Genomic DNA, 26,458 nt, shown 5'->3' on the forward strand with positions numbered 1-26,458 from the left:
TACCGTGCGGCGGCGCTCCTGAGCTGGTCGGGGACCGTCCGAGCGTGCGGGCACGGGGCCTGGAGGAGGAGCCCCGTGCCCGCCCCCCTCGTTCCGGCCGGTCAGTCGACCGGTTCCGAGGCTCCGTCCGCGCCCGTGCGCAGCAGGGCGGCGATCAGGAGCAGGAGGAGCACGCCGATCCCGGCGAGGATCCACAGCACCTGGTGGAAGGCGCCGTCGTAGGCCCCCGTCAGGAAGTCGAGGAAGGCGGGGTCGTCGCGGAGGCCGGAGTCCGCCCCGCCGGTGTGCCCGCCCGCGACCGCGTTGGCCACCTCCCCCGGGTCGCCCGCGCCCTCGAACGCGTCGATTCCGGCGCCGATCCGCCCGCCCAGCAGGGTGGCCAGCAGCGACCCGTACACCGCCACCGCGACCGCCTCGCTTCCCAACCGGAGCGTGTTGAGGAACCCCGCGGCCATCCCGGCCTTGCGCTCGGGGACGATCTCCAACGCGAGCCGGTCGACCAGCCCGGCGGACAGCCCCATTCCGGCCCCGGTGACGAGCATGGGCGCGGCCACCACGGCCACCGACACCCGCGGCCCGAACAGCAGCAGGCCCAGGTCGCCCAGCACCAGGCAGAGCAGGCTCGCGTAGACGAGCGCGAGCGCGGGCGCCCCGCGCGAGACCAGCGACGCGGCCAGCATCGGACCCACGAACACCGGCAGGGTCAGCAGCACCATGACCAGCCCGGCCGCACCGGGGCCGTAACCGCCGATCACGGTCAGGTAGCTGGGCAGGTGGGTGAGGATCGTGACGAACCCGAACGACGCGGCCACCGGCACCAGGCACAGCCCGACGAACCGGCGTTCGGTGAGCAGCCCCAGGTCCAGGATCGGATTCTCGCGCCCGCGCTCGAGCGCGGTGAACGCGGACAGGGCCACGACCGTTCCGGCGAACAGGCCGAGCACCCGAGCGCTGGCCCAGCCCCACTGGGAGCCCTGCACGATGGCGGTGGTCAGCAGCAGCATGGCGGTGATGAACAGCGCCGCGCCGAGCACGTCGATCCGCGCCCCCGGTCTGCCCGTCCCGGGGGCGGCGCGGGCGATCACCGGCACGGCGGCGAGCACCAGGGCCAGTGCCAGCGCGTGCGCACCGAAGATCCAGCGCCAGCCCAGAGCCTCCACGACGAGCCCGGACAGCGAGGGACCGAGCGCCACTCCCACCCCGGCGACGGTGCCGAACAGCGCGAACGCCCGCGCCCGCGCGGGGCCGTCGAAGACGGTCGTCAGGATGGCGCTGCCGCAGGCGAAGACGGCGGCGCCGCCGACCCCGGCCAGGGCCCGCGCGACGTCGAGCATGGCGATGTCGGCGGCGAACGCGCTGGCCAGCGACGCGGCGCCGTAGACGCCCGCGCCCAGGGCGAAGGCGCGCGCCCGGCCGACGACGTCGGCCAGGGAGCCCCAGACCAGTGTGAAGCAGGCGAAGGCGACGTTGAACGCGTTCAGCACCCACTGGAGGGGGACGAGGTCGGCGCCGGTGTCGGCTCCGATGGTGGGGAGCGCGACCGCGGTGCCGGAGATGGAGGTGGGGACGACGAAGACCGCGAGGAGGACCGCGGCCAGGGTCAGTCTCCGTGCCGACGTCCCGGGGGCCGTGTCCGGTTCCGGCGCGGGCGGGGCGGCCCCGCCCTCCGGTGTGGGGGAGTTCTGGGTGGTCACGGGGGTTCTCCTGGGGTGATCCGGCTCCACACAGGGAGGTACGAAAAATTTCGTACCTAAGGTTCACATGACCCATAGGTATGATGCAAGTAGTACCTACACTCCCCGTCATCGCCAGGAGCCGGAATGCCAGACCCGGAAGGCCACCCCTCGCGCGACGAGATGGATCTGCGGACGGTGCTCAGCGCGCTGGCCGACCCCCTCAGGTTCAGGGTCGTCGCCGCGCTCGTGGCCGAACCGGAAAGGGTCGAGCGGCACTGCACGTCGTTCGGGCTGCCCGTGTCCAAGTCCACGCGCACCCACCACTTCCGGATCCTGCGCGAGGCCGGGCTGATCCGCCAGGTGGACCGGGGCAACAGTCGGATGGCGCGGCTGCGGCGCGAGGACATCGAGGCCCGTTTCCCCGGGCTGATCGCCCTCATCGCCGAGGCCGGTGTCCCCGAACCCCAGGACGCCTGAGGGCGTCCGGTCGTCCCGGGCGCGGGCCGCCGGATCGATCAGGAATCGAGAAGCGCTGGTCAGCGCCGTGTTTCTAGTGTGGTCGCCACAGAGATCAGAGCGACTGACCGGAGGCGGCCATGGCACGGGGACAGCGGGCGGACAGCAGTGGAGGGCACGGGCCGGTGTCGCGGTGGGCAGCACCGTGCCAACGCGCGCATGAGGCGCAGGATCCGCGGCTGTCGCGGTTCGTTCATGGGCATGGACGTCCTGATCCTGCAACACGGCGGGCCACCGGAGCGGGCAGCCCCGGGAGACGCCGGTGGCGTGGTTCCCCGACGGGGAGGACGCCTGGCTGGTCGTCGCCTCGGGCGGCAGGAACCGGCATCCGGACTGGCACCTCAACCTGATGGGGCGTCCCGAGCGGGCCTCGGTCGAACTGCCCGGTCACCGGAGCGTTCCGGTGACGCCGCGCGTGCTCGACGGGCCCGAGCGCGAGCGGGCGTGGCGGCGCGTCCCCGAATCCCAGCCCTGCCTGGGCAGGTACCAGAGCAGGAGCGGCCGGGAGTACCCGGTGGTTCGGCTGACCCCGCGCTCCTGATCCGGGGGCGCGTCGGGTCAGCGGTGGCCCACGACGTTGACCACCCGGCCGTTCGGGTCGCGGACGAAGAACCGGCGTACGCCCCACTCCTCGTCCCGCAGGGAGTGGACGATCTCCGCGCCGCTGTCGACCACGGCCGTGTACACCGCGTCCACGTCGTCCACCTCGATGCTCATGTCCGGTGAGACGGGCGCGGTCTCGTCCCGGCTCATGAGGATGACCTGTGCCGAGGGGTTGGCGGGAGAGGCGAGGCTGACGACCCAGCCCAGGTTCATGGCCTCCTCAAGCCCCAGGAGGCCGTAGAAGTCCCGGCTCTCCTTCATGGCCTTCGTCTGGATGTCGGGTACGACGCGACGGACTGACAACGGGGGCTCCTGTCGACGGGCGGAAGCGGACCTTCCTGAGCCTTCCCGCGCCCCGGCGGGACACACCCGCCGCGGTTCGCTTCGGGTGGGCCGACGGAGAGTTCCCGGGCCGGGAACGGGGCCGCCGCTCCCGGCCCGGGAGCTGTCATGGAGTTCCGGGCGGTGGTCAGGCGAAGAGGTCTTCGGCGCGGTCCACCGTGGCGGCGCGTCGTACCCACTGGTGCAGGGTGTCCAGGTCGGTGCAGGACTCGACCCGCTGGCGGACCTCGTCGGTGACGGTCAGACCGCGCGCGTCCAGAAACAGCAGCACGTTGCGCGCGGCTTCCTCGGTGTGGCCCTCTTCCCGGCCCTCCTCCCGGCCCTCTTCCCGGCCGATGCCGACGTACTTGCGGGCGAAGTCGCTCTGCCACGGGTAGGTTTCCAAGGCCATCAAGCCCTCCAGCTCCTTCCGGGCAGCCTCGTTGAGACCGCTCAGTGCGTAGTCATAGTAGAACAGTCGGTGCCGCTCAGGAGTGACGTCCAAGGCGTCCACCAGCGCCTTCAGGGTGCGCGAATCGGTGTTTCCGTGGGCGTGGGCCGAAAAGACCGCGACCTCCGGGATCACGCGTGCCCGGGCTGATTCGACGACCAGCGGCATGTCGGTCGGGCTGACGGTCAGCGGTGCCAGGTCGAACCCCGGATGCCCCATGGGGATGGGGTTCGCGCACCACCGGGCGACGGACTCGTTCGGGCACAGAACGATGAGAACCGCGGGGCATTTGAGCCGGAGCCGAAGCGTGGTGAGGTAGGCGGGCCAGCTGAACCGCTTGTCGTCGTCTCGGCCGTGCTGCCGCTCGACGACGACCGCCAGGACGTTGCGGTCACCGTCACGGAGCAGGACCGCTCCGTCGCTGTTGAGTTCCTTGGGGTCGCAGTTGGTCAGTACGGAACTGGTGTTGATCACCTCGGTGTGCCAGGGCACTCCGTAGCCGAGTGACTGGTCCAGCAGGACTGGGATGACGGCGGGCTGGTTCTGGATGATCCGCAACGGGATCTCGTGTTCTCGGGTGGGCAACACGGCTCCGTTTCGCTGTTTCTCTGGTGGCTGGTGGACAGGCGGGGCGCTGGCCGGCCCCGGGGGAGAGGGCCGTCCACACGTGGGCGCCAGGCGCGGTGCGGGGGTACGGAACCGGTCCCGCGCGTGAGAGCGGGGGACGCTCTCAGGGGGTTGGGGGAAGGCCGGAGGAGGCCGGGGCCGTACCGCCCCGTTCCGGCGATCCCCTGCGTTCGGGTGGTGGATTGTCGGCCGCGGTCTCGGGCGTCGGTCAACGCCGTCGGGCCTTTTCTTTTCCGGGAGGGAGACTAGGGCACGGGGCCGGTGGGTGCGAACTTTTTCCTGAGGTCCGGCGGAGAAAGGGTGCGGGGCACGGCGTCGGTACAGGCCAGTGGTGCTGTTCGAATGGTCTGGATTTATTCTCGATGCAGGTCGGAAGAATCCCTTGGGTCCGGAATGGCGGTGTATGTGATTCGGTCGCGCGCAACGGAGGTTCCACCGCGCCTTCTCGGGGGTCCGCCCCGCGGACACGGCGAGAGCGGGCGGGAACGCGCCTCCCCACCCGCCCGCACGCCCGGTTCCGGGTTCAGACCTCCAGCGTTCCCTCGATGCTCTTGAGCTTGTGCCGGGCCAGGGCGAGGTTGCCCCGGGCGCGGTCCAACGCCAGGTAGAGGAACAGGCCCTGCCCGCCGTGGCTCGTGAGGGGGCGGATGATGTGGTACTGGCTGGACAGGGTGATGAGGATGTCCTCGATCGCCTCATTGAGGTTCAGCTGTTCCACCGTCCTCATCTTCGCCCTGACCACCTCCGTGTTGCCCGCCGCGGCGACGTTGAGGTCCAGGGCGCTCGTCGCGCTGAGCGTGCCCAGGGCCATGCCGCTGCCGTAATCGACGACGGCGGCCCCGAGGGCGCCCTCGATCGCCATCATGTCCTTCAGCCCGGTTTCGATGTTGGCCATGTCCTTCTCTCTCCTGGGGTTGGTCCGAGGCGGCGTCGGTCGCTGGGTGAGCCAGCGGTGCACGGCGGGAATCCGCCGTAGTGGGAACCGGCGGCCGGTCACGCGATCACCGGTCCCGTCCGTGGACGGTCGACGGGCAGGGCGCGGAGCCCCTCCAGTACGCGTTCGAGTACCGCACGGTCCACCGGGACGGCGGGGCGCACCACGGGGCGGTCCCGGCCCGTGCCACGCCGGGGCGGCGGCACGCGGGCCGTGTCCGCCAGTCCGCGCAGTCGTCGCAGGGCGAAGGCGAGATTCCCCCGCTCCCGCTCCATCCGTACCTGCACACAGAGGTCAGAGCCCTTCAGGACGGCGAGCAGCAGATGGTGGTCGCCGTCGGTGACGACCACGTCCTCCACCGCTTGGGCGGCGTACAGGGGGCCGGCGTGGAGGGCCTGGAGGATCGACGTCGACTCCGCGGCCCGGTCCTCCTCACCGACACGGGACACGGTGTCGCCTTCTCGCCAGTCGACGAGGCAGACGCTGCGGACTCCGGGGGTCTGGAGCATCTCCCGTATCTGCTGGTCGATGGAGAGCACGACGGCTCCTTGGGGGGGAGAGCGGGACGACACGTGCCGTTCCGCGGTCGGACGGTTCGGCCGCACAGCGGCCCCTGTGGATTCCATGACACTAGGGCGTGAACGATCCGCCCGCAGGGATTTGCTGATTTTTCCTGCCTTGTCCCAGGAAGGCGGCGAGACGCGGTCTTCCGGAAGTGCGGACTGCGGGCGAATGATGTGTTCCAGTGCGCACAAAAAGGGTGTCGGGTGGTAGGTCCTGGTCTGTGGTCGGAATCCTTTTTCGAGTGATTCGATAATGCGCGTGCCGGTGCGGGTCGAGCATCGACCTTACGTCCGTTGTGCCCTTTTCATGAGGCTTGGTGGAGGGCGCGTCACCACGGAAGTCCAAATTCTTCGCCACCGATTCCCTTGCCCGCGCATGCCTGCGCCCCTGATCGGGGATGGCGAGGGGGACCGTGTTCGCGCTGGTCACGCCCTTCCGGCGAAGGGCCGCGACGCCACCCCCGATCAGGGGCCGGGGCGCGCGACACCGGTGGACAGCCCACAGCGCCGTTTTTCGGGCGGGGCCGCGCGCGACAGGCCACATCCGCCCCGAACACCGACAGGAGAACACGATGACCACCGCCGCTGACATCATGCACACGGGAGTCCGGTGGGCTTCCGCCACCGAGACCCTGGACCGGGTCGCCCAGTTGATGCGCGAAGAGGGTGTGGGCGTGATCCCGATCGCCGATCCCGACAGCCCCGACGAGCGCATGTGCGGCATCATCACCGACCGCGACATCGTCCTCGAATGCATCGCCCAGGGCCACGACCCCGCACAGGTCACCGCCAGGGAGCTGTGTAAGGGCACGCCCCGCTGGGTCTCCACCAGCGCCGGGGTCGACGAGATCCTCCGCGAGATGGAGTCGCACCAGATCCGCCGTCTGCCCGTCGTCGACGAGAACAAGCGGCTGGTCGGCATGATCAGCGAGGCCGACCTGTCCCAGCACCTCACGGACGACAAGATCGCCGAGTTCGTCGGGCGCGTCTACGCCTGAGCGACCGCGCGCCGCACGGAGCGGGCTCCGTGCAGCCGAGTGCTGCGCGGGGCCGACCCGCCCCGGACCGCGGGGCGCGCGCCGGCGGCTCCGGAAGCCGCCCCGGACGTCCCGGACCCCCCGACACCGCGGCGCACGACGTCCCTGGCCGCCGCGCCGCCACCACCGCCTAACATCCGGGGCATGCGCATACTCGTGGTGGAGGACGACGACCGGGTCGCGCGCGGGCTGGTCACCGCGCTGCGATCGGCCTCCTTCGACGTCCAACGCGTCGCCACGGCCGAACGCGCCCTGACCGCCCCGCCCGCCGACGTCGTCCTGCTCGACCTCGGCCTCCCCGACGCCGACGGCATCGACCTCCTGCGCCGCCTCCGCGAACGCCCGCAGACCGCGATCATCGCCGTCACCGCCCGCGGCGAGGAGCGCGACCGCGTCCGCGGCCTCCGGTCGGGCGCCGACGACTACGTGGTCAAACCCTTCGGCGTCGCCGAACTCCTCGCCCGCATCGACGCCGTCCTCCGCCGCACCCGGGCCGCCCGGGCCGAGGCCGTCGACACCGAACCGAGGGTGACCGTCGGCCCGCTCACCCTGGACCCGGGCGTCCGCGAGGCCCGGGTGGGGGACCGCCCCCTCCAGCTCACCCGCAAGGAGTTCGACCTCCTCGCCCTCCTCGCGGCGCGCTCCCCCTCGGTGGTCGCCCGCGACCAGATCCTCGACCAGGTCTGGGGCGCCGCCTGGGAGGCGTCGTCCCGCACCCTCGACACGCACATCGCCTCCCTGCGCGCCAAGCTCGGCTCGGCGGTGCGTATCCGCACCGTGCGGGGGGTCGGCTACCTGCTCGAACAGGCGTGACGCCGTGCTCCGACGCCTGCTCGCCATCCTGCTCCCGGCCGCGTTCGTCCTGGTCGCGGCGGTCGCGGTACCGATCGGCGGGGTGATCGCCCAGCAGCGCACCCAGGACGTGTACGTCGACCTCCTCGCCGACGCGGGCCGGTTCGCCGCCCTGGCGCGGACGGCGCTGGAGACCGACCGGCGCGACGCCCTCACCCAGGAGATGGCCCGCTACGAGGACCTGTACGGGATCCCCGCCGTGATCGTGGCCCCCGACGGGCGAGTGGTCGGCGGGTCGGGGAGCACCGAACGGCTGGCGGACGTGGTCGCCGGCGTCACCACGCGGTCGGGTGTCACCGCCGCCCTGGCGGGGGCGCGCCCCGCGCCGCCCACCGCGGTCTGGCCGTGGACCGACGAACCGCTGGTCATCGCCGAACCCATCGGCCGCGACAGCGAGGTCGTCGGTGTGGTCGTCCTGGTCGCCCCGACGGACCGGCTGGCCTCGGACGTGCTCCTCGCGTGGGGCTGGCTCGCCCTGGCCAGCGTGGCGCCGTTGGCCCTGCTGGTCGCCGCCGCGCTGCCGCTGTCCCGGTGGGTGCTGCGCCCGATCCGCCGCCTGGACGCCGCCACCACCGCCGTGGCCTCCGGGGATCTGGCGGTCCATGTGGACGCCGCGGGCGGCCCGCCCGAACTGCGACGGCTCACCGAGTCGTTCAACACGATGGTGGAGGTGGTGCGGCGGGCCCTGGAGCGGCAGCGGGCGTTCGTCTCGGAGGCGTCCCACCAGCTGCGCAACCCCCTGGCGAGTCTGCGGTTGGCGGTGGAGAACCTGGCGCCGCACCTGAGCGGGCCCCAGGCGCGGGAGGCGCACGAGATCGCGGTCGACGAGGCCACCCACATGCACCGCATGCTGAACTCCCTGCTCGCCGCCACCCGGTTGGAGAGCGTCACGGGCACGGAGGCGGTGGAGGTCGCGGCGGTCCTGGGCACCCGCGTCGACCGCTGGCGGGCGCTGTGCGAGGCGCGCGGGTTCACCCTGGTCACGGACGTGCCGGAGGGGGTGTGGGCGCAGGCCCCGGCGGGCGGTCTCGGCAGCATCCTCGACGAACTGGTCAGCAACGCGTTCCGGCTGTCCGGCGGGACGCGGATCGAGGTGCGCGCGGAGCCGGCCGAGGGCGGTGACCGGGTTCGGGTCGGGGTGTTCGACGACGGTGTCGGGCTGCCGGAGGAGGAGCGCGGGTCCGCGGTGGGCCGGTTCTGGCGCTCCTCCCGGCACCAGAACGTGGAGGGCACCGGGATGGGGTTGGCGATCGTCGCTGACCTGGCCCGAGAGTCGGGCGGGCAGCTCCTGCTGGAGGAGGGGCTTTCGGAGGGGGACCGGCCGGGCTTCGGCGCGGTGCTGGTGCTTCCCTCGGCCCAGCCCCCGGAGTAGGCCGCCCCGCGGGGCCTCCGCTTCGCCCGGTCACCGCGGGTGGCCCCGGTCAGATCGGTTTGTTCTCCCGGTACCAGCGCTCGGCGCCCGGGTGGAGGGGGACGTCCCCGGTGGAGATCCCCGTCCGCACGTTGATCTGGGCCGCCTCCGGCCGGGTGGCGGCCAGCCGGCCGGCGCGGGTGAAGAGGGTGTCGGTGACCAGGTGGGCCAGGTCGTCGTCGAGGTCGTTCCGGCACAGCAGCAGGTTCGGGATGGACAGGGTCCGGGTCGTCGGCACGCCCTCGTAGGTGGTGGCCGGGATGGACGCCGGGAAGTACGCCTCCGGGTGGGTCTCGGCCAGGACGTCGGCGGCCTCGCCCAGGTCGATCAGGCGCACGGTCCGGCGCAGTGCCAGGCTCGCGATCGCGGGTGTGGGCAGGCCGGTCAGCGAGAGCATCGCGTCGAGCTCCCCCCTGCTGAGCAGGTCGGCGGAGTCGGCCTGGTTCAGCAGGGCGGTCTCCATGCTCAGCCCGGTGGCCTCGGCGAGCCGTGTGGTCGTGAACTCGGTGCCGGAGTCGGGCGCGCCCAGCGACACCCGCAACCCCTCCAGGTCGGCGAGCTCCCGGACCGGTGAGTCGGCCATGACCAGCAGGTGCAGGAAGCTGTCGTAGACGCGGCCGATCGCGGAGAGATCGTCGTCGGCGGTCACCTCCTCGGCCGTCACCAGGTCCAGGCTGGCCAGCCCCAGGTGGGCCTCCCCGGAGGCGAGCAGCCGCAGGTTGTCCAGGGAGGCGCCGCTCTCCACGGACCTGACGTCGGTCTGCGGCATCCGCTCGCCCAGGACCTCCGCGAGCTCCGCGCCGATCTCCCGGTAGACCGCGCCGGGCGGCCCGGTCGCGATCACCAGTTCCGGGAGCCGCGGCACGCTTCCGTGCCCGCACGCGGTGAGCCCGCCGACCACGGCGGCCGCCGCGCCGACCAGCACGCTCCGCCGGTCCGGTCCCCTCGCTCGCATATCCGCAGCCTAGACGCACCGGAACCGCCTCGGGAGGAGAGCCGGGACACCCGTTCTCACGCTGTGTCGAACAGGTGTTACCCACGGTGGCGCAATGTCAGAGGAATCCCAACTCTTCCCCACGTGGATTGCCGGTCACATACCCGGGTGACGACCATCACTGCACAAGGTCAGCTTCATATCGGGGAAACCTTCGGGCAATGGAGCCGTCGTCCAGGGTTTCGCCCGGCGGGTGCACAGCACCGACAGCCACTCCCCCCGCTCAGGAGGAACAGCATGGCAACCGACTCGACCGAAGTCGAGGGGCGCGACACCGCGGCCGTCCCCAAGGACAAGGACCGCGCCAGCGGCAACCGCGACGGCAACCCGCTCCCGCGCAGGATCGGGTTGGTCCTCGGGCCGGTGCTCGGCCTGCTCGTCTACTTCCTGCTCCCGGACATGCCGCTGCCGCTGCCCGACGGAGAGGGCATGGGCGACCTCGCGGTCAACGGCCGTGCGGTCGCCGGGATCACCGTGTTCATCGCGACCTGGTGGGCGACCGAGGCGATCCCGATCCCCGTCACCTCGCTGGTGCCCCTGGTGGCCTTCCCGGTCCTGGTCGACGGGGTGGCCGTGGGCGATGTCGCGCCGTCCTACGGCTCGCCGACGATCTTCCTGTTCATGGGCGGGTTCATGCTCGCCCTGGCGATGCAGCGGTGGAACCTGCACAAGCGCATCGCGCTGACCATCGTGTCCAAGGTCGGGTCCAACACGGTCGGGCTCGTCGGCGGGTTCATGGTCGCGACCGCGTTCATCTCCATGTGGGTGTCGAACACCGCCACGACCGTGATGATGCTGCCCGTCGGGCTGTCGGTCGTCGCGCTGATCACCCAGTTCCGGGGCGGTCGCACCGACGCCAACTTCGCGACCGCGCTCATGCTCGGCATCGCCTACGCCGCCTCCATCGGCTCCGTGTCGACCCTCATCGGTACCCCGCCCAACGTGTTGATGGTCGCCTACCTGTCCGAGTTCCACGACATCACCATCGGCTTCGGCCAGTGGATGATGGTCGGCGTCCCGATCGCGGCGGCCTTCCTCCTCCTCGCCTGGATCGTGCTCGCCCGGCTGCTCTTCCGGCCCGGCGTCAGGCGGGTGGAGGGCGCCCAGGAGCTGATCCGCGGCGAGCTGCGGGAGATGGGACCGATCTCGCGTCCGGAGAAGCTGGTCCTGGCGGTGTTCGTCACAGCCGCGCTGTCCTGGATCTTCGTGCCGATGCTGGCTGACTCGGCGACCGTCGGCGGCGCGCTGCCGTGGCTGGGCAGCGTCACCGACCCCGTCATCGCCATGGCCGTCGCCGTCGCGCTCTTCCTCATCCCGGCCGAGCGCGGCACCGGCGCCCGCCTGCTGGACTGGGACACCGCGGTCAAGCTGCCGTGGGGCATCCTGCTGCTGTTCGGCGGCGGTATCGCGATCTCCGGCCAGTTCACCGCCTCCGGCCTGAGCGTGTGGATCGGCGGTCAGGTCTCCGCGCTCGGCGGGGTGCCGATCTGGGTGCTCGTGCTGTGCGTCACCGCGATCGTGCTGCTGCTCACCGAGCTCACCAGCAACACCGCCACCACGTCCACGTTCCTGCCGGTCCTCGGCGGGGTGGCTGCCGGGCTCGACGTCGACGTCCTCGTCCTGGTGGTCCCCGCGGTGCTGGCCGCGTCGATGGCCTTCATGCTGCCCGTCGCCACGCCGCCCAACGCGATCGCCTTCGGTTCGGGCTACGTGACCATCGGCCAGATGATGCGCGGAGGTGTGTTCCTCAACCTCGCGGCGCTGTTCGTCGTCCTGCTCGGGATGTACGCGCTCGCCGGGTGGGCGCTCGGGATCCCGCTCTAGACGGGGTCGGGTGCGCGTCCCGCGGTGGCCCGCCCCACCGGACCACCGAGGTCCGCCGGGACGACCCGACCCGCGGGGCGGTCCGGTCCGACACGGTACCCCCGGTTTCCTCCCCCCCCGGACCGTCCGGACCGACCGCCCCATCCCCCCGGGGGGGCCGTGCGCGGCGACCACCGCGCACGGCCCCCGTCCCGTCGTTCAGGTGCGGGGCGGAGTGTGCCGCAGCGCGGCCTCCAAGCGGACGGTCAGGTCGCGGGCGAAGGTCTCCGTCTCCTCCCGACGGAAGACGTACAGCCAGACGAACGCCGGACCCATGATCAGCGAGTGGGTGAGGGCGGTGTCCGGCGGGGCGTCGAGTTCGCCCCGCGCCACGGCGCGGTCCAGCGCGGCCTGGACGCACGCCCGCTCCCGGGCGAGGAAGGTCTCCTCGAACCGGTCGGCCAGGGCCGGGTCGCCCAGGAAGTCGGAGAGCAGCCCCGGTCCCGCCGCCCTGGCGGTCGGGGTGCTCAGCGAGTCCAGGACGTCCTGGACCAGTGCGGCCAGGTCGGCGGAGAGCGACCCGCCGTCGGGTGGCGGCGCCAGATCGAGGTCGTGGATGGCGGCGGCGAAGACCAGTTCGTGCTTGGACGAGTACCGGCGGTAGATCGCCGCCTTGCCCACCCCGGCAGCCGTCGCCACGGCGTCCACCGTGAGCCGGGAGTAGCCCTGCTCGGTGAGGACCTTCCTCGTGGCGGCCAGGATGGCCTGGTCGACGCGCTCGTCCCTGGGGCGTCCGACCATCAGCGCGCCGCCTCCGCGCGCACGGGCCCACTGCCTTCCCGGGACGCCTTCCGCGCCGCGACGAGCATCAGAACGGCGGCGATCCAGAGCAGGGGGAAGGGCGAGGGGAAGAGCGCACCGCCCAACGTGCACCAGAGGCCGAGTGTCCAGGCGACGAAGGCGGGAGGGACGATCCCCCGCAGGCCCATCCACCGGAGCAGCAGGCCCAGCGCGGCCAGCGGCACCCCGAAGGAGCCGATGGTCAGCCAGAACGCGCCCAGCGACGGTGACATCGCGGCCAGGTTCCCGCCGGAGCCCCACAGCGCGCCGGTGAACCAGCCGGGGACGTGCGTCGTGGTCATGAGGAGGCCGAGCAGGGTGTGGACGACACCGAGGAACGTGATGAGCCACCCGGCGATCACGACCGGGCGTAGGACGGTGGTGGGGGTGTTGGGGCTCATGGGGGGCATGGCGGCTCCCTTATGGAACGGGTAGTTTCGGAACTCTTCGTTTCGAAATATGCCATGCCTTCGGGAGGCGTCCGAGCCGACCCCCCGAAACCGTGTCCTGTCCGGCGTGAGTGGGAGCGGCCTCCGGAGCCCCGGTGTAGCCTCGCTCGTGGTTGGCCTCGTCGCCGCGCGAGAGGATTGAGGAAGGATGTGCGCTATGTCCGTTTCTCAACAACGTGCGGATTCGAGGGGTCCTCACGGGTAAAAGGGCAGGTCAGGAAGACTGCTCCCCGCGCACGCGGGGCTGACCCCCAACCTCGCTAACCACCCGTCCCGGGGACTTTCCCCGTGTCCTGGATACACCCCGACCGCGCTCCTGACCCCCGCCCCCCACCAGGCGCGAAACACGGCGTAACACGGGGAAACGCAGCCTTCACGAAGCGACAGGCCCGACGAAACACGCCCTTCCTACCGTCGGGCCTCATGGACACACCGCTGTATACACGGCCCGGCAGGGGGGCTGAGGGCACGGCCACCTCGCGCCGGGACCGGGTCTACGCCCTCATGCGCGAGGAGGTGCTGAGCGGCCGGATCTCCCCCCACACCCGGCTGGGCGAGGTCCGGCTCGCCGAACACTTCGGCGTCTCCCGGACCCCCGTCCGCGAGGCCCTCGCCCGCCTGCACTCCGACGGCCTCGTCGAGCGGCGCGAGAACGGTTTCTACGTCACCGTCCCCAACCTCGCCGAGCTGCGCGACCTCTACGAACTCCGGGTCACCCTCGAACTGCGCGGCATCGCCCGCGCCATCGAGGACCCCACCGTCACGCACGACCCGGACATCCTCGCCGACGAACGCGAACGCTGGGAGAAGCTGCGCGTCGAACCCCCGGCCCCCGACCCCTCCTTCGTCCTCCTCGACGAGGACTACCACGCCGCCCTCTCCCGGGCCTCCGGCAACCGCGCCCTCACCGAGTCCCTGGTCTCCGTCAACCAGCGCATCCGCCGCGTGCGCATGTACGACTTCCTCACCGAGGACCGGGTCGCCTCCACCATCACCGAGCACATCCAGATCGTCGAGCACCTCATGGCCCGCGAACTGGACTCCGCCTACCGCGCCATGCACGACCACGTGGGCGCCTCCATGCAGGTCGTCCTCGAACGCGCCCAGCGCGCCCTGACCCAGATGGCGCTCCACTCCGACATCCTGTGACCGCGACCCTCCCCCCGGTGCCCTGACCTGGGGGAGAAGGAGAACCAGCGTGTTTGACTCCGTGCTCGTCGCCAACCGCGGCGAGATCGCCTGCCGCATCATCCGCTCCGCCCGCGACCTCGGTCTGCGCACCGTCGCCGTCTACTCCGACGCCGACGCGGGCGCCCCGCACACCCGGCTCGCCGACGAGGCCGTCCGACTCGGCCCGGCGCCCGCCGCCGAGAGCTACCTGAACATCGACGCCGTCCTGGCCGCCGCCACCGCGACCGGGGCCGGGGCCGTCCACCCCGGCTACGGCTTCCTCTCCGAGAGCGCCGCCTTCGCCCGCGCCGTCGAGGAGGCCGGTCTGGTCTTCGTCGGCCCCGAGGCCCGCCATCTGGAGGAGTTCGGCGACAAGCACACCGCGCGCAAGGCCGCCGTCGCGGCCGGGCTGCCGATGGTCGCGGGCAGCGACACCCTCCCCGACGCCGACGAGGCGGTCGCCGCCGCCGAACGCATCGGCTACCCGGTCATCCTCAAGTCGACCTCCGGCGGCGGCGGGATCGGCCTGCGCCCCTGCTCCGACGAGGCCGACCTGCGCGCCGCCTTCGACCAGGTCAGCCGGATGGCCCAGAGCCACTTCGGCGGGGGAGAGGTGTTCGTCGAACGCTTCGTCTCCCGCGCCCGCCACATCGAGGTGCAGGTCTTCGGCGACGGCCGCGGCCGCGTCGTCACCCTCGGGGACCGTGACTGCTCCCTCCAGCGCCGCAACCAGAAGGTCGTGGAGGAGGCGCCCGCCCCCGACCTGCCCGACGCCCTGCGCGCCGAACTCCACCGCACCGCCCGCGCCCTGTGCGCGGGTGTGTCCTACCGCAGCGCGGGCACGGTGGAGTTCGTCTACGACGTCGAACGCGGCGAGGCGTCCTTCCTGGAGGTCAACACCCGCCTCCAGGTCGAGCACCCGGTCACCGAGGAGGTCACCGGTGTCGACCTGGTCGCCTGGATGCTGCGCCTGGCCCGGGGCGAGGACGTCCTCGCCGACGTTCCCCCCGAGGGTCCCGCCCGCTCCGGCCACGCCGTCGAGGCCCGCGTCTACGCCGAGGACCCCGCGCACGACTTCCGGCCCAGCTCCGGCCTGCTCACCCGGGTCGAGTTCCCCGCCGGTGCGCGCGTCGACGGCTGGGTGGAGACCGGCCAGCGCGTCACCAGCGACTACGACCCCATGCTCGCCAAGGTCATTGTCCGGGGCGAGGACCGCGCCGACGCCCTCGACCGGCTCGGCCGCGCCCTGGCCGGGGTGCGGATCGACGGCCTCCAGACCAACCTGGGGCTCCTGCGCGCCCTCACCGACCACCCGGACGTCCGCGCCGTCGACCACACCACCGCCACCTGCGGCGGCGTCGGCGACCCGGAACCGCGCATCGAGGTCGAGCGCGCCGGAACCCTCACCACCGTCCAGGACTGGCCCGGCCGCACCGGGTACTGGCAGGTGGGCGTGCCGCCGTCGGGCGCGATGGACGACCTGTCCCTGAGGTTGGGCAACACCGCCCTGGGCAACCCGGAGGGGGCGCCCGGCCTGGAGTGCACGATCGAGGGTCCGGCGCTCCGGTTCAGCGCCGCCGCGACCGTGTGCGTCACCGGAGCCCCGGCCGAGGTCACCGTCGACGGCGCGCCGGTCCCGCAGTGGGAGCCGGTCGGGGTCCCGGCGGGCGGACTGCTCGACGTCGGCGCCGCGCGCGGCCCCGGCATGCGGACGTACGTCCTGGTCCGGGGCGGGCTGGACGTGCCCGACTACCTCGGCAGCGCGGCCACCTTCACCGCCGGGGAGTACGGCGGCCACAGCGGACGCGCGCTGCGGCTGGGCGACGTCCTGCGCCCGGACGTCCCCGACGCCTCGGCCCCCACGCCGCGTCCCGTCCCCGAGGAGGACCGCCCCGACTTCGAGGCGTCCGCCGAGGCGGGCGAGGGCGGCCGCGCCCACTGGGACGTCGAGGTTTCCGAGGGCCCGCACGCCGCCCCCGAGTTCCTCACCCGCGAGGGTCTGGCCGACTTCTACGCCACCGCCTGGAGGGTGCACCCCCAGTCCGCCCGCAACGGCGTCCGCCTCTCCGGCCCCAAGCAGACCTGGGCCCGCCCGGACGGCGGCCAGGCCGGTCTGCACCCGTCCAACGTGCACGACACCGCCTACTCGATCGGCGCCGTCAACCTCTCCGGGGACACCCCCGTCCTCCTCGGACCCGACGGCCCGAGCCTGGGCGGGTTCGTCTGCCCGGTCACCGTGGTCACCGGCTCCCGGTGGAAGGTCGGCCAGCTCCGCCCCGGCGACACCGTCCGCTTCCACCCGGTGACCGAGCCCGCCGCCGAGAAGCTGCACACCGTGCCCACCGCCGCCCCGCTCCTGCGCGCGACCGGCTCCGACGGCGACGACGGCGTCCTCGCCCGGCTGCCCGCCACCGACGGCGCCCCCGAGGTCACCTACCGACGCAGCGGCCACGACAACATCCTCGTCGAGTACGGGCCGATGGTCCTCGACCTGGGTCTGCGGATGCGCGTGCACGCCCTGATGGCCGCGCTCGACGAGGCCGCCCCTCCCGGCATCGTGGACACCACGCCCGGTGTGCGCTCCCTGCACCTGCACACCGACCCCGCGGCGCTGCCGCTGCGCACCCTGCTCGACCTCCTCCAGGAGATCGAGGGCCAGCTCCCACCGACCTCCCGCCTGCGGGTGCCGAGCCGGACCCTGCGCCTGCCGATGTCCTTCGACGACCCGTCCATCCACGAGGCGATCAGCCGCTACCGGGCCGGTGTGCGCGACGACGCCCCCTGGAACCCCGACAACATCGAGTTCATCCGCCGCATCAACGGCCTCGACTCGGTCGACGACGTGCGCGACACCGTCTTCGACGCCTCCTACCTGGTCCTGGGCCTGGGCGACGTCTACCTCGGCGCGCCCGCCGCCACCCCGCTCGATCCGCGCCACCGGCTGGTCACCACCAAGTACAGCCCGGCCCGGACCTGGACCCCGGAGGCCGGGGTGGGCATCGGCGGCGCCTACCTGTGCGTGTACGGGATGGAGAGCCCCGGCGGCTACCAGCTCATCGGCCGCACGGTGCCGATCTGGTCGGGGCTGCGCCAGTACGACCCGTTCGAGCCCGGCACCCCCTGGCTGCTGCGGTTCTTCGACCGGATCAGCTGGTACCCGGTCGGCCATGAGGAGCTGCTGGACATCCGCGCCGACCTCCTCGCCGGACGGCACGAGCTGGAGATCGCCGACGGTGAGTTCGTCCTCGCCGACCACGAGCGCTTCCTCGCCGACAACGCCGACTCCATCGCCGCCTTCCGCGACCGCCAGGCCGCCGCCTTCGAGGCCGAACGCCAGCGCTGGGAGGCCGCGGGCGAGTTCGAGGACCGGCCCGAACCCGAACCCGCCGCCGACCCCGGCCGCACCGACCTGCCGCCCGGCGCCGCCCTGGTCGAGTCCCCGCTGTCCGCCTCCGTCTGGAAGGTCGACGTCCGCCCCGGCGACACCGTCGAGGAGGGGCAGCCCGTCGTCCGGTTGGAGGCGATGAAACTGGAGGTCGTGGTTCGCGCGCCCCGCGCGGGTACGGTCTCCGACATCCTGGTCGAGCCCGGGCAGCACCTGGACCCCGGCCGCGCCCTGGCCGTCATCACGCAAGGAGGAGCCTCCTGATGCCCACCCCCACCGACCGCGTCCACGACGCCTACCGGAGGATCGCCGAGGCCGACCGGCCCGAGGTCTGGATCACCCTGCGGCCCGAGCAGGATCTGCTGGTGGCGGCCAAGGCGGTCGAGGACCGGCTCGCGGCGGGGGAGGACCTGCCGCTCGCGGGGACGCTCGTCGCGGTCAAGGACAACATCGACGTGGCGGGGCTGCCCACCACGGCGGCCTGCCCGGAGTTCGCCTACACCCCCGAGACCAGCGCGACCGCTGTCCGGCGGCTGCTCGACGCGGGCGCGCTGGTGCTCGGCAAGACCAATCTCGACCAGTTCGCCACCGGCCTGGTCGGCACCCGCAGCCCGTACGGGGCGGTACGCAACGCGTTCGACCCGGAGCGGGTCTCCGGCGGCTCCAGCTCGGGGTCGGCGGTCGCGGTGGCGCTGGAGATCGCGGACGTCGCCCTCGGGACGGACACGGCCGGGTCCGGCCGGGTGCCCGCCGCGCTGCACGGGATCGTCGGGCTCAAGCCGACGGTCGGCCTCGTCCCCGCGACCGGGGTGGTTCCGGCGGCCCAGCCCTACGACTGCGTGACCGTGTTCGCCCGCGACCTGGCCACCGGGACGGCGGCGCTGCGGGTGATGACCGGCCCCGACGCCGGCGACCCCTACAGCCGTGGCTGGCCCGCCGACGTGCGTCTCGCGCCACGCGACCCCGCGCGTGTGGCCGTGCCGACCGCCGAGGGGCTCGCGGTCCTCAGCGACGACGAACGCGCCGCCTTCCACGCCGCCGCCGACACTCTGCGCGGGGCCGGGGTGGAGGTCGGGACCGTCGACGTCGCGCCCCTGTTGGAGGCGGCCACGTTGCTCTACGACGGCGCGCTGGTCGCCGAACGCTACGCCGCCGTGGGCGAGTTCCTGTCCGGTGAGCCGGAGTCGGCCGATCCCACGGTGTCCGGGATCATCCTGGCCTCCGCCGACCTGCCCGCGCACGCGCTCGCCGCCGACCAGCACCGGCTGGCCGCCTACCGGTCGACCGCCCGCGAGCTGCTCGCCGGGTTCGACGCGCTGCTGCTGCCCACGACCGTGGGCCACCCGACCCTGGACCAGGTCGCGGCGGACCCGGTGGGGGAGAACTCGAAGCTGGGGACGTACACGAACTTCGTCAATCTGCTGGACATGGCGGCGGTCGCCGTCCCCGCCGGGGTCGCGGACGGGCACCCGTTCGGGGTGAGCCTGATCAGCGACGCCTTCGACGACCAGGTGGGCCTGGACCTGGCCGCGCTGCTCATCGGCGACGACCCCGGCGAGGCGTACCCGGGGCCGGGGGTGGAGCTGGCGGTGTTCGGCGCGCACCTGCGCGGGCAGCCGCTCAACCACCAGCTCACCGACCTGGGGGCGCGGTTCGTCGAGGCGACCGAGACCAGCGCCGACTACCGGATGTACACGCTGGCCACCACTCCGCCCAAGCCCGGGTTGCAGCGGGTGAACGAGGGCGGGGCCGCGGTGCGCTGCGAGATCTGGCGGATCTCCCCGGCCGGGTTGGGGGCCTTCCTGGCCGCGCTGCCCGCCCCGATGACGCTGGGGTCGGTGACTCTGGCCGACGGCCGGTCGGTGGTGGGGTTCGGCTGCGATCCGTCCGCCGTCGAGGGCGCGGAGGACATCAGCCGCCACGGCGGGTGGGTGGCCTACCGGGAGTCCCTGGCGGGCTGAACCGCGTGTGGAGTCCTCGTTCGTCGCCCGACGAGCGGGGACTCATTTCCCGTAGTGATACCTGCACGCGGCGATGCGGATCTCGTCCTCGACCAGTTTGTACACGAGCCTGTGTTCGTCAGTGATACGGCGTGACCAGTAGCCCTGGAAGCCGTGACGGAGTGGTTCCGGTTTCCCCATGCCCTCGTTGCCGTTGCGGGCGATGTCCTTGATCAGAGTGTTGATGCGCTTGAGGATCTTCCGGTCCTGGTTCTGCCACCAGACGTAGTCCTCCCAGGCGCTCTCCGCCCAGACCAGCCTCACTCGCCCAACTCCCTCTCGATCCCGTGGCCGGACTCCAGTTCCTCGATCGCGGTCACGAGGCGTCGGGCGTTCTCCGGGCTGCGGAGAAGGTAGGCGGTTTCCTTGAGCGTCTCGTACTCGGAGAGCGCCATCATGACCACGGGCTCTCGCCCGGCTCTGGTGATGACGACCTCCTCGCGGTCGTCGACCACGGAGTCGAGCGTGGCGGCGTAGTTGGCGCGGGACTCGGAGTAGGTCATGGTCTTCATGTCTCAGCCCTTCGCAGCGCACTCGAACTCAGGGTCATTGTACAAGAAGTTGTACGTATGGGCCTGGGGTGCTGGGTTGCCCCGCGATCCGTCCGCCGTCGAGGGTGCGGAGGACATCAGCCGCCACGGCGGGTGGGTGGCCTACCGGGAGTCCCTGGCGGGCTGAGCCGGACCGTGCGCCCCCGTTCGTCGCGCGACGAACGGGGGCTTTTCATTGCGTGTCGGGGGTATCGTGGCAAAGCTATTAATTTCGGACGAACAGGATCGTTCTGACTGTCTTCCGGTATGGCCACCGCCCTTATCTCATCGCCCCTGAACAGGCATGACGCCCTGTCGAGGGAACTTTCTCCGAAGAACTTCGCGGAAAAGTCGCCCTCCACTCCCCCCGCCCCCTATTCTTCTACCGAACACACAACTCCACACACGGAAGACCCCGCGACGATTGAACACCGCCCGGGGTCGTGGCCAGCAAACTCACACCTTTAAGCGAAAAGGATTGCCAGCATGCGCGATTATAGCGCGGCCTTCTTCGCTCTGCTCGCGGCGTACCTGAAGGCGCTGTTCACCCCCGCGCGCGGCCGTCACGCGGCCCCCGCCGCCCGCCGTTGCCGTTCCACCCGTGTCCGCTCCGCGCCCCGCGCCCGCCCCCGAGCGCTGTCCCACGCCCTTCCCCGCGGCCGAACCCGCCCGCGTCCAGGCCGAGGCCACCGCCCGCCTGTACGGCTGGATTCCGAGGCAGGCCGCGCCCGTTCCCCCGGGTGACCTGCTCGCCGCCCCCGTGCAGCCGACGCCCGGCGAGTTCGACGAACTCGCCGCCCTGGTCCGCGTCTGGAGGAACACGCCTCCACGCACGGGGCCGTCGGTCACCGCGTGGCGGGTGGGGCCGCCAGTCCGGCCAGGTAGTCGTCGAGCAGCGCGACCTGGCGGTCGGGCGGGAACGCGGCGGGGTCGAACAGGGACTGGACCACCAGGCCGAGCACGAAGGACTGGGCCCCGGCCGCGATACGATCCGGGTCCCCCGCGGGCAGTTCGCCGAGCCGCTGGGCCGCAGTGACCAGCTCACACAGCCTGTCGCGGCTTCGCGCGTACCTCCTGGCGTGGTCGCGGCTCAGCCCGGGGTCGGCGAGCGCGGCGTCCCAGGAGGACACCCAGACCCGGTTGCTGTCGGTGGCCTCGGCGGTCAGCGGCAGGATGTCGAGCAGAGCGGCCCTGACGGCGGTCAGGCCCTGCTCGGCCACGGGCCGGGGTCGCGCCTCGGTTCGCCGTTCGAGCAGGTCGAGGGCGTACGTCACCAGGTCGCGCTTGGTGGGGAAGTAGTGGGTGAGCAGGCCGGTGGTCGCGTCGAGCTCGGTGGCGACGGCGCGCAGGGTCAGCCCGCCGAAGCCGTGCGCGGCCAACACCCGCCAGACCGCCTCGGAGACGTCGCGACGACGGGCCTCGTGGTCCCCCCTGGTGCGTGGCATGCTGCTACGGTACATAAACCTAACGCCCGTTATGTGAATGTGGGGTCGTCATGTTCTCCCTCCCCCTCCGGGACGACGCCCAGCTCCGTCCCCTGGAGCTGTGGCACGCCGAGGAGTTCGCCGCCCATATGGACCGGGCCCGCGAGCACATCCGCCCGTGGGTCGGACCGACGTTCGTCACCGACGACCTCGACGGGGCGCGGGCCACGCTGCGCCGGTACGCCGAGCGCCAGGCCGCGGACGGTGCCCGCCTCTTCGGCATCTGGCTCGACGGCGTGCTGGTCGGCGGGGTGCTGTTCGCGGAGTTCGACGCGGCCTCGGGCTCATGCGAGGTCGGTTGCTGGCTGGAACCGGCAGCCGAGGGCCGCGGCCTGGTCACGGAGGCGTGCCGCGCCCTGCTGGACTGGGCGTTCGTCACCCGGGGGATGCACCGCGCCGAGTGGGAGTGCCGGGCCGACAACGAACGGAGTTCCGCTGTGGCCGAACGGCTCGGCATGAGGTTGGAGGGCGTGCGGCGCGAGTGCTGGCCCTACGGCGGCGTCCGCCACGACAAGCAGCTCTGGGCGATCCTCGCCCGCGAGTGGCGGGCCCGACGCTGATGGGGCCGTCCACGTGACGGGTCGGTCGGGGGGACGCCGCCTCGCCCGCTGGTCCCTCCCCTCCGTCGGCGGCGCTGTCTCCGCCGTCTGCGACGATTCCGCGCATGCACCAGGACGACGGAACCCCGGACGAACACGACCTCCTCGCACTCCTGTCGGCGGTGGAGCAGGGCGACGCCGAGGCGGCCGACGCTGCGGGCTGAGGCCGAACGAGCGACGCCCCCCGCGCCGAAGCGGTGTCCGGTGCGGGGGGCGTCGTGCCGTCCGAGGCGAAGCGGGGGCCGGAGGGGTCCGGCCTAGGAGCTCTTGCCCGCGCCCTCCGGCGGGGAGATCGCGGCCTGCCTGCGGTAGTGCCGGTTCCGGCCGCCGAGGATGACGATGGCCAGCACGGTCGCGATCAGCGACGCGATGAGCACACCCGACTTGGCGTGGGTGAGGTGTTCGGGCGAGGTGGAGAAGGACAGCTCCGTGATCAGCAGGGAGACGGTGAAGCCGATCCCGGCCAGCTGCGACATGCCGACGAGGTCGATCCACCTCAGGCTGGGGTTCAGCTCGGCGGCGGTCAGCTTGGTCATCACCCACGAACCGCCGACGATGCCGACCACCTTGCCGACCACCAGGCCGAGGATGATGCCGAGCCCGGCGCGGTCGGTGAACACGGCGCCCATGCTGTCGAAGACCACACCGGCGGAGAAGAACGCGAAGATCGGCAGCGCCAGACCGGCGGACCAGGGGCGCAGCATCTGCTCGACGCCGTGGCTCGGGTCGTGGTGCTCACCGGGCTGCTTGGAGGTGCGCATGAGCAGACCCATCGCCACGCCGGCGATGGTGGCGTGCACGCCGCTCTCGTGGACGAGGACCCAGATGACCACGGCCAGCGGGACGTACACGATCCAGTTGGGGATGACCGAGGCGTTGAGCTTGGCGGCCAGGCCCTTGCCGCGCTGGAGGTAGCCGAAGACGGCGAGGCCGACCGCGGCCAGGCCCAGGGACACGAAGTCGATGCCGGAGGTGTAGAAGACGGCGATGACGATGACCGCGCCCAGGTCGTCCACGATCGCCAGAGTCAGCAGGAAGGTGCGCAGGGCGGGCGGGAGCCAGCGGCCGATGACGGCGAGGATCGCCACGGCGAAGGCGATGTCGGTGGCCATCGGGATGCCCCAGCCCGACATGGTCTCCGGGGTGGGGAAGTTGATCGCGGCGTAGATCCCGGCGGGGATGACCATGCCGCAGATGGCGGCGACGATCGGCAGCGCGGCGCGCCGCGGGTTGCGTAGCTCGCCGTTGACGAACTCCTGCTTGAGCTCGTTGCCGACGACGAAGAAGAAGATGGCGAGGAGCCCGTCGGCCGCCCAGGTCTCCAGGGTCAGGTTCAGGTGGAGCGACTCGGGACCGAACCGGATCTCGCGGAGGTGCTCGTAGGTCTCGCCGAAGGGTGAGTTGATCCACAGGAGGGCCAGGAGGGCCGCGCCGATGAGGATGAAACCGCCGACGCTGTCGCTGCGCAGGGTGTCCGCGAAGCGACTGAGCAGGGGGCTCGAGGGAGTGGGGTGCTCGATCGGGTCGATGCTCATGTGTGCGACTCTCCAGGGCGTGACTCGACAGGGACTCGCCGACCAGTCTTCCCGGCACACCTGAGGCGCTCGGCGCCCCGCCCATGTTCACGGACCCGTGGGGAGATGTCCAGCCCAGAGGGCATGTGTCCGCCTCGGATCCGATCCTGTCGGTGGGCACACGGGCAGCCGTGCCGACATCGGGGAGCGGACGGCGGCGGTGGAGATCACCGCCCGTGACCGTGACCAACGGGTTGGTTGGTTGTCGGCCCGGTCGTGCCCCTGTCCCTCGTCCCGGTGTCTACACGGCGAACATCAGGTCCTGTGAGAACAGGCACCACGCATCATATGTCAAGGAAATGGGCGTATCGTCCGAAGTCTCCTCGGTGATGTCCACCACTGGCGTGCGCTCCCCGCGGGCGTGCTGGGCCGGATCGGCCTGCGACTGGGGGACTCCTACCCGAAAAGCACCGCTTTGATGTTCGTGTTCCGGGAACGGGAAATGTGACGCACGTCCCATTGGGGCGCCGTGTGTCGGGACCGTCTGCGGGGGCGGGCGGTTTTCGATGGTCACCTGGCGTTCACGATTACCATGAGTCGCCGGTGTCGTGCTGTGATCCGCCTTCGGAGCCGACGCGTTCGGGCTGGTGGGCCGAACGGGAGGGGTATGGCGTGACGCGCGTCACCCGCGTACAGTCCGAAGGTGGAGTGCCGGGAAGACTGGTCGGCGTTGAACACCCTTATCTGGAAACCAGGCGGCTGATGCTCGACTCCCACGTGCGCGGTGCGCACGTCTACCGATCCGAATCCGGTGCGCGGACCGTGCGCGACTGGTGCGAGGCGGAGATCGCCCGGTGGCCCGGGCTCGTCCCGCTTCCCACCATCTCCTCCGAGCTCGGCAGCACCCGGGCCTTCCGGGCGGCGGGGGGCACGGGCACCCCCGTCGTGGTCCTCAACGGCACCAACTTCAACACCGCCAGCTCCGTCGAGCCACTGCGCGTGCTGTCCCGCGACCGGACGGTGGTCTCGGTCGACATCCCGGGCCAGCCCGGCCTCAGCTGCGGCGTCCGACCCAAGGCGCCGCGCACCGCCGCCTACGGGGCCTGGCTCGACGAGGTCCTGCCGCAGCTCACCGAGGAACCGGTCATCGTGCTGGGGCACTCACTCGGCGCCGCGATCGCCCTGGCCGCCAAACCCTCGCCGCTGACCCGGGCCCTGATGCTCGTCAGCCCGGCGGGCCTCACAGCGGCGGGGTTGACCCCCGAGGTGATGCGCGCGGTCCTGCCGTGGATGATCGGCCCGCGCGACAGCAAGAGCACCCGGCTGCTCAACGCCATGAGCGGGCCGGAGTACGTCAGCGCGGGAATCCACCCGCTCGCCCCGTGGATGACCCTGGTAGCCCGGCACTGCCGGACCAGCCTGGCCCCCGGTCCGCTGACCATGGAGTGCCTGCGTCCGTGGTCGCACACCCCACGGATCGTGGCCACCGGATCCGACGACACCTTCTTCTCCCCGGCCCGGCTGCACGGCCCCGCCCGCCGTCTGCTCGACACCGACGTGCGCGTCCTGGAGGGCGCCGGGCACCTCGCCCTGCACGAACAGCCCGAACGCGTCGCCGAACTCCTGCGCGAGTTCGACTGACGCGTCCAGGCCGTGCGCGGAGCGCGCGGGGGAGGGGCCGGGGTCAGGAACGCTCGTCCACCCGGGTCCCCTCCTCCGTGTCGGCCATCCTGGCGTCGGCGTCCGCCGGGGGCTTCGTCGCCTTCGTCGCCAGACTCACCAGCACCGTGGCCAGCGTCCCGGCCAGGAAACCGGGGATCAGCTCGTAGCCGCCCGTGGCCGGTGTGAGCAGGTGGTACCAGGCCACCGTGGCCACAGCGCCCGTGACGATCCCGGCGGCGGCACCGGCCGCGGTCATGCGCCTCCAGGACAGCGACAGCAGCAGCGGCGGGCCGAACGCCGCACCCAGCCCGGCCCAGGTGAACAGGACCAGCCAGAACACCACCGAGTCCACACCGGGGACGTACAGCAGGCCCACCGCGAGCAGGCACATCGCCAGGACGACGATCCGGCTGACCCACATCGCCTCCAGCCCGTTGACCTCCCGGCCCCGGCCTGAGCCGCGGCCTCGGCGGCTGCGGTGGTCACGACACCTCACCCCGCGGTCGAGTGAGGGTGCGAACGGACGACGTGTGCGCGTGAGCGGTGTCGCCTCCGACGATCCGGAGGTCGGCGGGGCTTCGTCCGGTCCGACTGTGACCTGGCGGAGACGCGACGGGAGCCGGTCCTTGCTCAGAGCCGGAGGCTGATCATGGCCGGAAGGCGCTGGTCGGGGCCGTCCAGATCGTCTCTGGTCACCTCGCCGACGCGACGGATGCGGTGGCGGAGGGTGGTGGGGTGGATGTGGGGTCCGGCCGCGGCGGCGGTCAGGGCGCTCTCCCCGCCGGAGGGGCACACCATGAGCGCGTCGGGCGGGACCGGGACGGCGGTGTCGGCGACGACCACCGCGCGCACCGGGACGTCGACGCCGCGCGGGGCGGCGACGAGTCCGTGGACGGTCCCGTCGAGGGCGTCCGTCAGCGCCCTGACCGTCGTGCCCGTACCGCGCACGTTCTCGCCTCGGGCGCTGTCGCGGACTAAGAGCTCATCTCATTTGGGTTCTCGGTAGCCTGCTCCTGTGTCGATGGTGGAACGGCTGG

25 protein-coding genes are annotated in these 26,458 nt (G+C 72.0%); 11 read left to right on the forward strand and 14 right to left on the reverse strand.

Features of this window, described 5'->3' with window-relative positions:
- Positions 1 to 101: 101 nt before the first annotated feature.
- A complete protein-coding gene (locus DVR05_RS02235; RefSeq protein WP_198659002.1) occupies positions 102 to 1,694 on the reverse strand; it encodes an MFS transporter in 1,593 nt (530 codons plus the stop codon).
- Between the two features lie 126 nt (positions 1,695 to 1,820).
- On the opposite strand from DVR05_RS02235, the gene DVR05_RS02240 reads away from it, so the two are divergent.
- Positions 1,821 to 2,153, forward strand: a complete 333-nt coding sequence (locus tag DVR05_RS02240; RefSeq protein ID WP_116244105.1) for a helix-turn-helix transcriptional regulator — start codon at positions 1,821 to 1,823, stop codon at positions 2,151 to 2,153.
- A 301-nt stretch (positions 2,154 to 2,454) separates the two neighbouring features.
- The gene (locus DVR05_RS02245; protein ID WP_232831939.1) at positions 2,455 to 2,733 is read left to right on the forward strand and encodes a nitroreductase family deazaflavin-dependent oxidoreductase; all 279 of its coding nucleotides are present in this window, start codon (positions 2,455 to 2,457) and stop codon (positions 2,731 to 2,733) included.
- A 17-nt stretch (positions 2,734 to 2,750) separates the two neighbouring features.
- Here DVR05_RS02245 and DVR05_RS02250 read toward each other — a convergent pair whose 3' ends face one another.
- The 4 genes from DVR05_RS02250 to DVR05_RS02265 form a co-directional block, all read right to left on the reverse strand.
- Complete coding sequence (locus DVR05_RS02250; protein WP_116244106.1) at positions 2,751 to 3,098, reverse strand: VOC family protein; 348 nt, start codon at positions 3,096 to 3,098, stop codon at positions 2,751 to 2,753.
- A gap of 166 nt (positions 3,099 to 3,264) precedes the next feature.
- Entirely contained in the window at positions 3,265 to 4,152 is an 888-nt protein-coding gene (locus DVR05_RS02255; RefSeq protein ID WP_116244107.1) for a hypothetical protein, read from the reverse strand.
- Positions 4,153 to 4,717: 565 nt separating this feature from the next.
- A complete protein-coding gene (locus DVR05_RS02260) occupies positions 4,718 to 5,089 on the reverse strand; it encodes a hypothetical protein (protein WP_116244108.1) in 372 nt (123 codons plus the stop codon).
- A gap of 98 nt (positions 5,090 to 5,187) precedes the next feature.
- A complete protein-coding gene (locus tag DVR05_RS02265) occupies positions 5,188 to 5,667 on the reverse strand; it encodes a hypothetical protein (protein WP_198659003.1) in 480 nt (159 codons plus the stop codon).
- A 596-nt stretch (positions 5,668 to 6,263) separates the two neighbouring features.
- Between DVR05_RS02265 and DVR05_RS02270 the strand changes: the two genes are divergently transcribed.
- The 3 genes from DVR05_RS02270 (at position 6,264) to DVR05_RS02280 (ending at position 8,952) form a co-directional block, all read left to right on the forward strand.
- Positions 6,264 to 6,689, forward strand: a complete 426-nt coding sequence (locus DVR05_RS02270) for a CBS domain-containing protein (protein ID WP_116244109.1) — start codon at positions 6,264 to 6,266, stop codon at positions 6,687 to 6,689.
- A 183-nt stretch (positions 6,690 to 6,872) separates the two neighbouring features.
- On the forward strand, positions 6,873 to 7,541 hold the full coding sequence (locus DVR05_RS02275; protein ID WP_116244137.1) for a response regulator transcription factor: 669 nt from the start codon (positions 6,873 to 6,875) through the stop codon (positions 7,539 to 7,541).
- A 4-nt stretch (positions 7,542 to 7,545) separates the two neighbouring features.
- Positions 7,546 to 8,952 carry a HAMP domain-containing sensor histidine kinase gene (locus DVR05_RS02280; RefSeq protein ID WP_116244110.1) on the forward strand — a complete coding sequence of 469 codons (1,407 nt, stop codon included), beginning with the start codon at positions 7,546 to 7,548 and terminating at the stop codon, positions 8,950 to 8,952.
- Positions 8,953 to 9,001: 49 nt separating this feature from the next.
- On the opposite strand, the gene DVR05_RS02285 is transcribed toward DVR05_RS02280, so the two are convergent.
- Positions 9,002 to 9,946, reverse strand: coding sequence for a TAXI family TRAP transporter solute-binding subunit (locus tag DVR05_RS02285; RefSeq protein WP_116244111.1), 945 nt, complete (start codon positions 9,944 to 9,946; stop codon positions 9,002 to 9,004).
- Positions 9,947 to 10,222: 276 nt separating this feature from the next.
- Here DVR05_RS02285 and DVR05_RS02290 point away from each other — a divergent pair, with 276 nt between their 5' ends.
- Entirely contained in the window at positions 10,223 to 11,809 is a 1,587-nt protein-coding gene (locus DVR05_RS02290; RefSeq protein WP_116244112.1) for a DASS family sodium-coupled anion symporter, read from the forward strand.
- 198 nt (positions 11,810 to 12,007) lie between these two features.
- Here DVR05_RS02290 and DVR05_RS02295 read toward each other — a convergent pair whose 3' ends face one another.
- Both DVR05_RS02295 and DVR05_RS02300 read right to left on the reverse strand, forming a co-directional pair.
- Positions 12,008 to 12,589 carry a TetR/AcrR family transcriptional regulator gene (locus DVR05_RS02295; protein ID WP_116244113.1) on the reverse strand — a complete coding sequence of 194 codons (582 nt, stop codon included), beginning with the start codon at positions 12,587 to 12,589 and terminating at the stop codon, positions 12,008 to 12,010.
- The gene (locus tag DVR05_RS02300) at positions 12,589 to 13,038 is read right to left on the reverse strand and encodes a DUF6463 family protein (RefSeq protein WP_198659004.1); all 450 of its coding nucleotides are present in this window, start codon (positions 13,036 to 13,038) and stop codon (positions 12,589 to 12,591) included. The genes DVR05_RS02295 and DVR05_RS02300 overlap by 1 nt, the downstream gene beginning before the upstream one ends.
- 462 nt (positions 13,039 to 13,500) lie before the next feature.
- Between DVR05_RS02300 and DVR05_RS02305 the strand changes: the two genes are divergently transcribed.
- From DVR05_RS02305 to atzF, 3 genes are read left to right on the forward strand one after another with little or no spacing between them, the layout of a single operon-like run.
- On the forward strand, positions 13,501 to 14,226 hold the full coding sequence (locus tag DVR05_RS02305) for a GntR family transcriptional regulator (RefSeq protein WP_116244114.1): 726 nt from the start codon (positions 13,501 to 13,503) through the stop codon (positions 14,224 to 14,226).
- A gap of 49 nt (positions 14,227 to 14,275) precedes the next feature.
- Positions 14,276 to 17,896, forward strand: a complete 3,621-nt coding sequence (gene uca / locus DVR05_RS02310) for an urea carboxylase (RefSeq protein WP_116244115.1) — start codon at positions 14,276 to 14,278, stop codon at positions 17,894 to 17,896.
- The gene (gene atzF / locus DVR05_RS02315; RefSeq protein ID WP_116244116.1) at positions 17,896 to 19,593 is read left to right on the forward strand and encodes an allophanate hydrolase; all 1,698 of its coding nucleotides are present in this window, start codon (positions 17,896 to 17,898) and stop codon (positions 19,591 to 19,593) included. The genes uca and atzF overlap by 1 nt, the downstream gene beginning before the upstream one ends.
- A 42-nt stretch (positions 19,594 to 19,635) precedes the next feature.
- Here the strand turns inward: atzF and DVR05_RS02320 are convergent, their stop codons facing one another.
- The 3 genes from DVR05_RS02320 to DVR05_RS02335 form a co-directional block, all read right to left on the reverse strand.
- On the reverse strand, positions 19,636 to 19,896 hold the full coding sequence (locus DVR05_RS02320) for a Txe/YoeB family addiction module toxin (protein ID WP_017600449.1): 261 nt from the start codon (positions 19,894 to 19,896) through the stop codon (positions 19,636 to 19,638).
- Positions 19,893 to 20,144, reverse strand: coding sequence for a type II toxin-antitoxin system Phd/YefM family antitoxin (locus DVR05_RS02325; protein ID WP_116244117.1), 252 nt, complete (start codon positions 20,142 to 20,144; stop codon positions 19,893 to 19,895). The genes DVR05_RS02320 and DVR05_RS02325 overlap by 4 nt, the downstream gene beginning before the upstream one ends.
- 863 nt (positions 20,145 to 21,007) lie before the next feature.
- Positions 21,008 to 21,607 (reverse strand): TetR/AcrR family transcriptional regulator, encoded by a 600-nt coding sequence (locus DVR05_RS02335; RefSeq protein WP_116244118.1) that lies wholly within the window; start codon positions 21,605 to 21,607, stop codon positions 21,008 to 21,010.
- Between the two features lie 50 nt (positions 21,608 to 21,657).
- Here DVR05_RS02335 and DVR05_RS02340 point away from each other — a divergent pair, with 50 nt between their 5' ends.
- Positions 21,658 to 22,206: a GNAT family N-acetyltransferase gene (locus tag DVR05_RS02340; protein WP_116244119.1), complete on the forward strand. Its 549-nt coding sequence runs from the start codon at positions 21,658 to 21,660 to the stop codon at positions 22,204 to 22,206.
- Positions 22,207 to 22,502: 296 nt separating this feature from the next.
- Here DVR05_RS02340 and nhaA read toward each other — a convergent pair whose 3' ends face one another.
- Complete coding sequence (gene nhaA / locus DVR05_RS02345; protein ID WP_116244120.1) at positions 22,503 to 23,780, reverse strand: Na+/H+ antiporter NhaA; 1,278 nt, start codon at positions 23,778 to 23,780, stop codon at positions 22,503 to 22,505.
- A gap of 741 nt (positions 23,781 to 24,521) precedes the next feature.
- Between nhaA and DVR05_RS02350 the strand changes: the two genes are divergently transcribed.
- Complete coding sequence (locus tag DVR05_RS02350) at positions 24,522 to 25,400, forward strand: alpha/beta fold hydrolase (RefSeq protein ID WP_116244121.1); 879 nt, start codon at positions 24,522 to 24,524, stop codon at positions 25,398 to 25,400.
- A gap of 43 nt (positions 25,401 to 25,443) precedes the next feature.
- Here the strand turns inward: DVR05_RS02350 and DVR05_RS02355 are convergent, their stop codons facing one another.
- Together DVR05_RS02355 and DVR05_RS26880 are read right to left on the reverse strand one after the other, a co-directional pair.
- Complete coding sequence (locus DVR05_RS02355) at positions 25,444 to 25,917, reverse strand: hypothetical protein (RefSeq protein WP_232831940.1); 474 nt, start codon at positions 25,915 to 25,917, stop codon at positions 25,444 to 25,446.
- A 134-nt stretch (positions 25,918 to 26,051) separates the two neighbouring features.
- On the reverse strand, positions 26,052 to 26,369 hold the full coding sequence (locus tag DVR05_RS26880) for a helix-turn-helix domain-containing protein (protein WP_198659005.1): 318 nt from the start codon (positions 26,367 to 26,369) through the stop codon (positions 26,052 to 26,054).
- Positions 26,370 to 26,458: the final 89 nt, after the last annotated feature.

The sequence above is a fragment of the Nocardiopsis sp. FIRDI 009 genome, assembly GCF_003386285.1.
Taxonomy (GTDB): Bacteria; Actinomycetota; Actinomycetes; order Streptosporangiales; family Streptosporangiaceae; genus Nocardiopsis.

Excerpts from the sequence above, each read along its gene's own strand:
- DVR05_RS02335 (WP_116244118.1), bottom strand. The coding sequence starts at position 21,607 with ATGCCACGCACCAGGGGGGACCACGAGGCCCGTCGTCGCGACGTCTCC.
- DVR05_RS02270 (WP_116244109.1), top strand. The coding sequence starts at position 6,264 with ATGACCACCGCCGCTGACATCATGCACACGGGAGTCCGGTGGGCTTCC.
- DVR05_RS02350 (WP_116244121.1), top strand. The coding sequence starts at position 24,522 with ATGCTCGACTCCCACGTGCGCGGTGCGCACGTCTACCGATCCGAATCC.
- DVR05_RS02305 (WP_116244114.1), top strand. The coding sequence starts at position 13,501 with ATGGACACACCGCTGTATACACGGCCCGGCAGGGGGGCTGAGGGCACG.
- DVR05_RS02260 (WP_116244108.1), bottom strand. The coding sequence starts at position 5,089 with ATGGCCAACATCGAAACCGGGCTGAAGGACATGATGGCGATCGAGGGC.
- DVR05_RS02300 (WP_198659004.1), bottom strand. The coding sequence starts at position 13,038 with ATGCCCCCCATGAGCCCCAACACCCCCACCACCGTCCTACGCCCGGTC.
- DVR05_RS02275 (WP_116244137.1), top strand. The coding sequence starts at position 6,873 with ATGCGCATACTCGTGGTGGAGGACGACGACCGGGTCGCGCGCGGGCTG.
- DVR05_RS02240 (WP_116244105.1), top strand. The coding sequence starts at position 1,821 with ATGCCAGACCCGGAAGGCCACCCCTCGCGCGACGAGATGGATCTGCGG.
- DVR05_RS02285 (WP_116244111.1), bottom strand. The coding sequence starts at position 9,946 with ATGCGAGCGAGGGGACCGGACCGGCGGAGCGTGCTGGTCGGCGCGGCG.
- nhaA (WP_116244120.1), bottom strand. The coding sequence starts at position 23,780 with ATGAGCATCGACCCGATCGAGCACCCCACTCCCTCGAGCCCCCTGCTC.
- DVR05_RS02295 (WP_116244113.1), bottom strand. The coding sequence starts at position 12,589 with ATGGTCGGACGCCCCAGGGACGAGCGCGTCGACCAGGCCATCCTGGCC.
- DVR05_RS02290 (WP_116244112.1), top strand. The coding sequence starts at position 10,223 with ATGGCAACCGACTCGACCGAAGTCGAGGGGCGCGACACCGCGGCCGTC.
- atzF (WP_116244116.1), top strand. The coding sequence starts at position 17,896 with ATGCCCACCCCCACCGACCGCGTCCACGACGCCTACCGGAGGATCGCC.
- DVR05_RS02325 (WP_116244117.1), bottom strand. The coding sequence starts at position 20,144 with ATGAAGACCATGACCTACTCCGAGTCCCGCGCCAACTACGCCGCCACG.
- DVR05_RS02340 (WP_116244119.1), top strand. The coding sequence starts at position 21,658 with ATGTTCTCCCTCCCCCTCCGGGACGACGCCCAGCTCCGTCCCCTGGAG.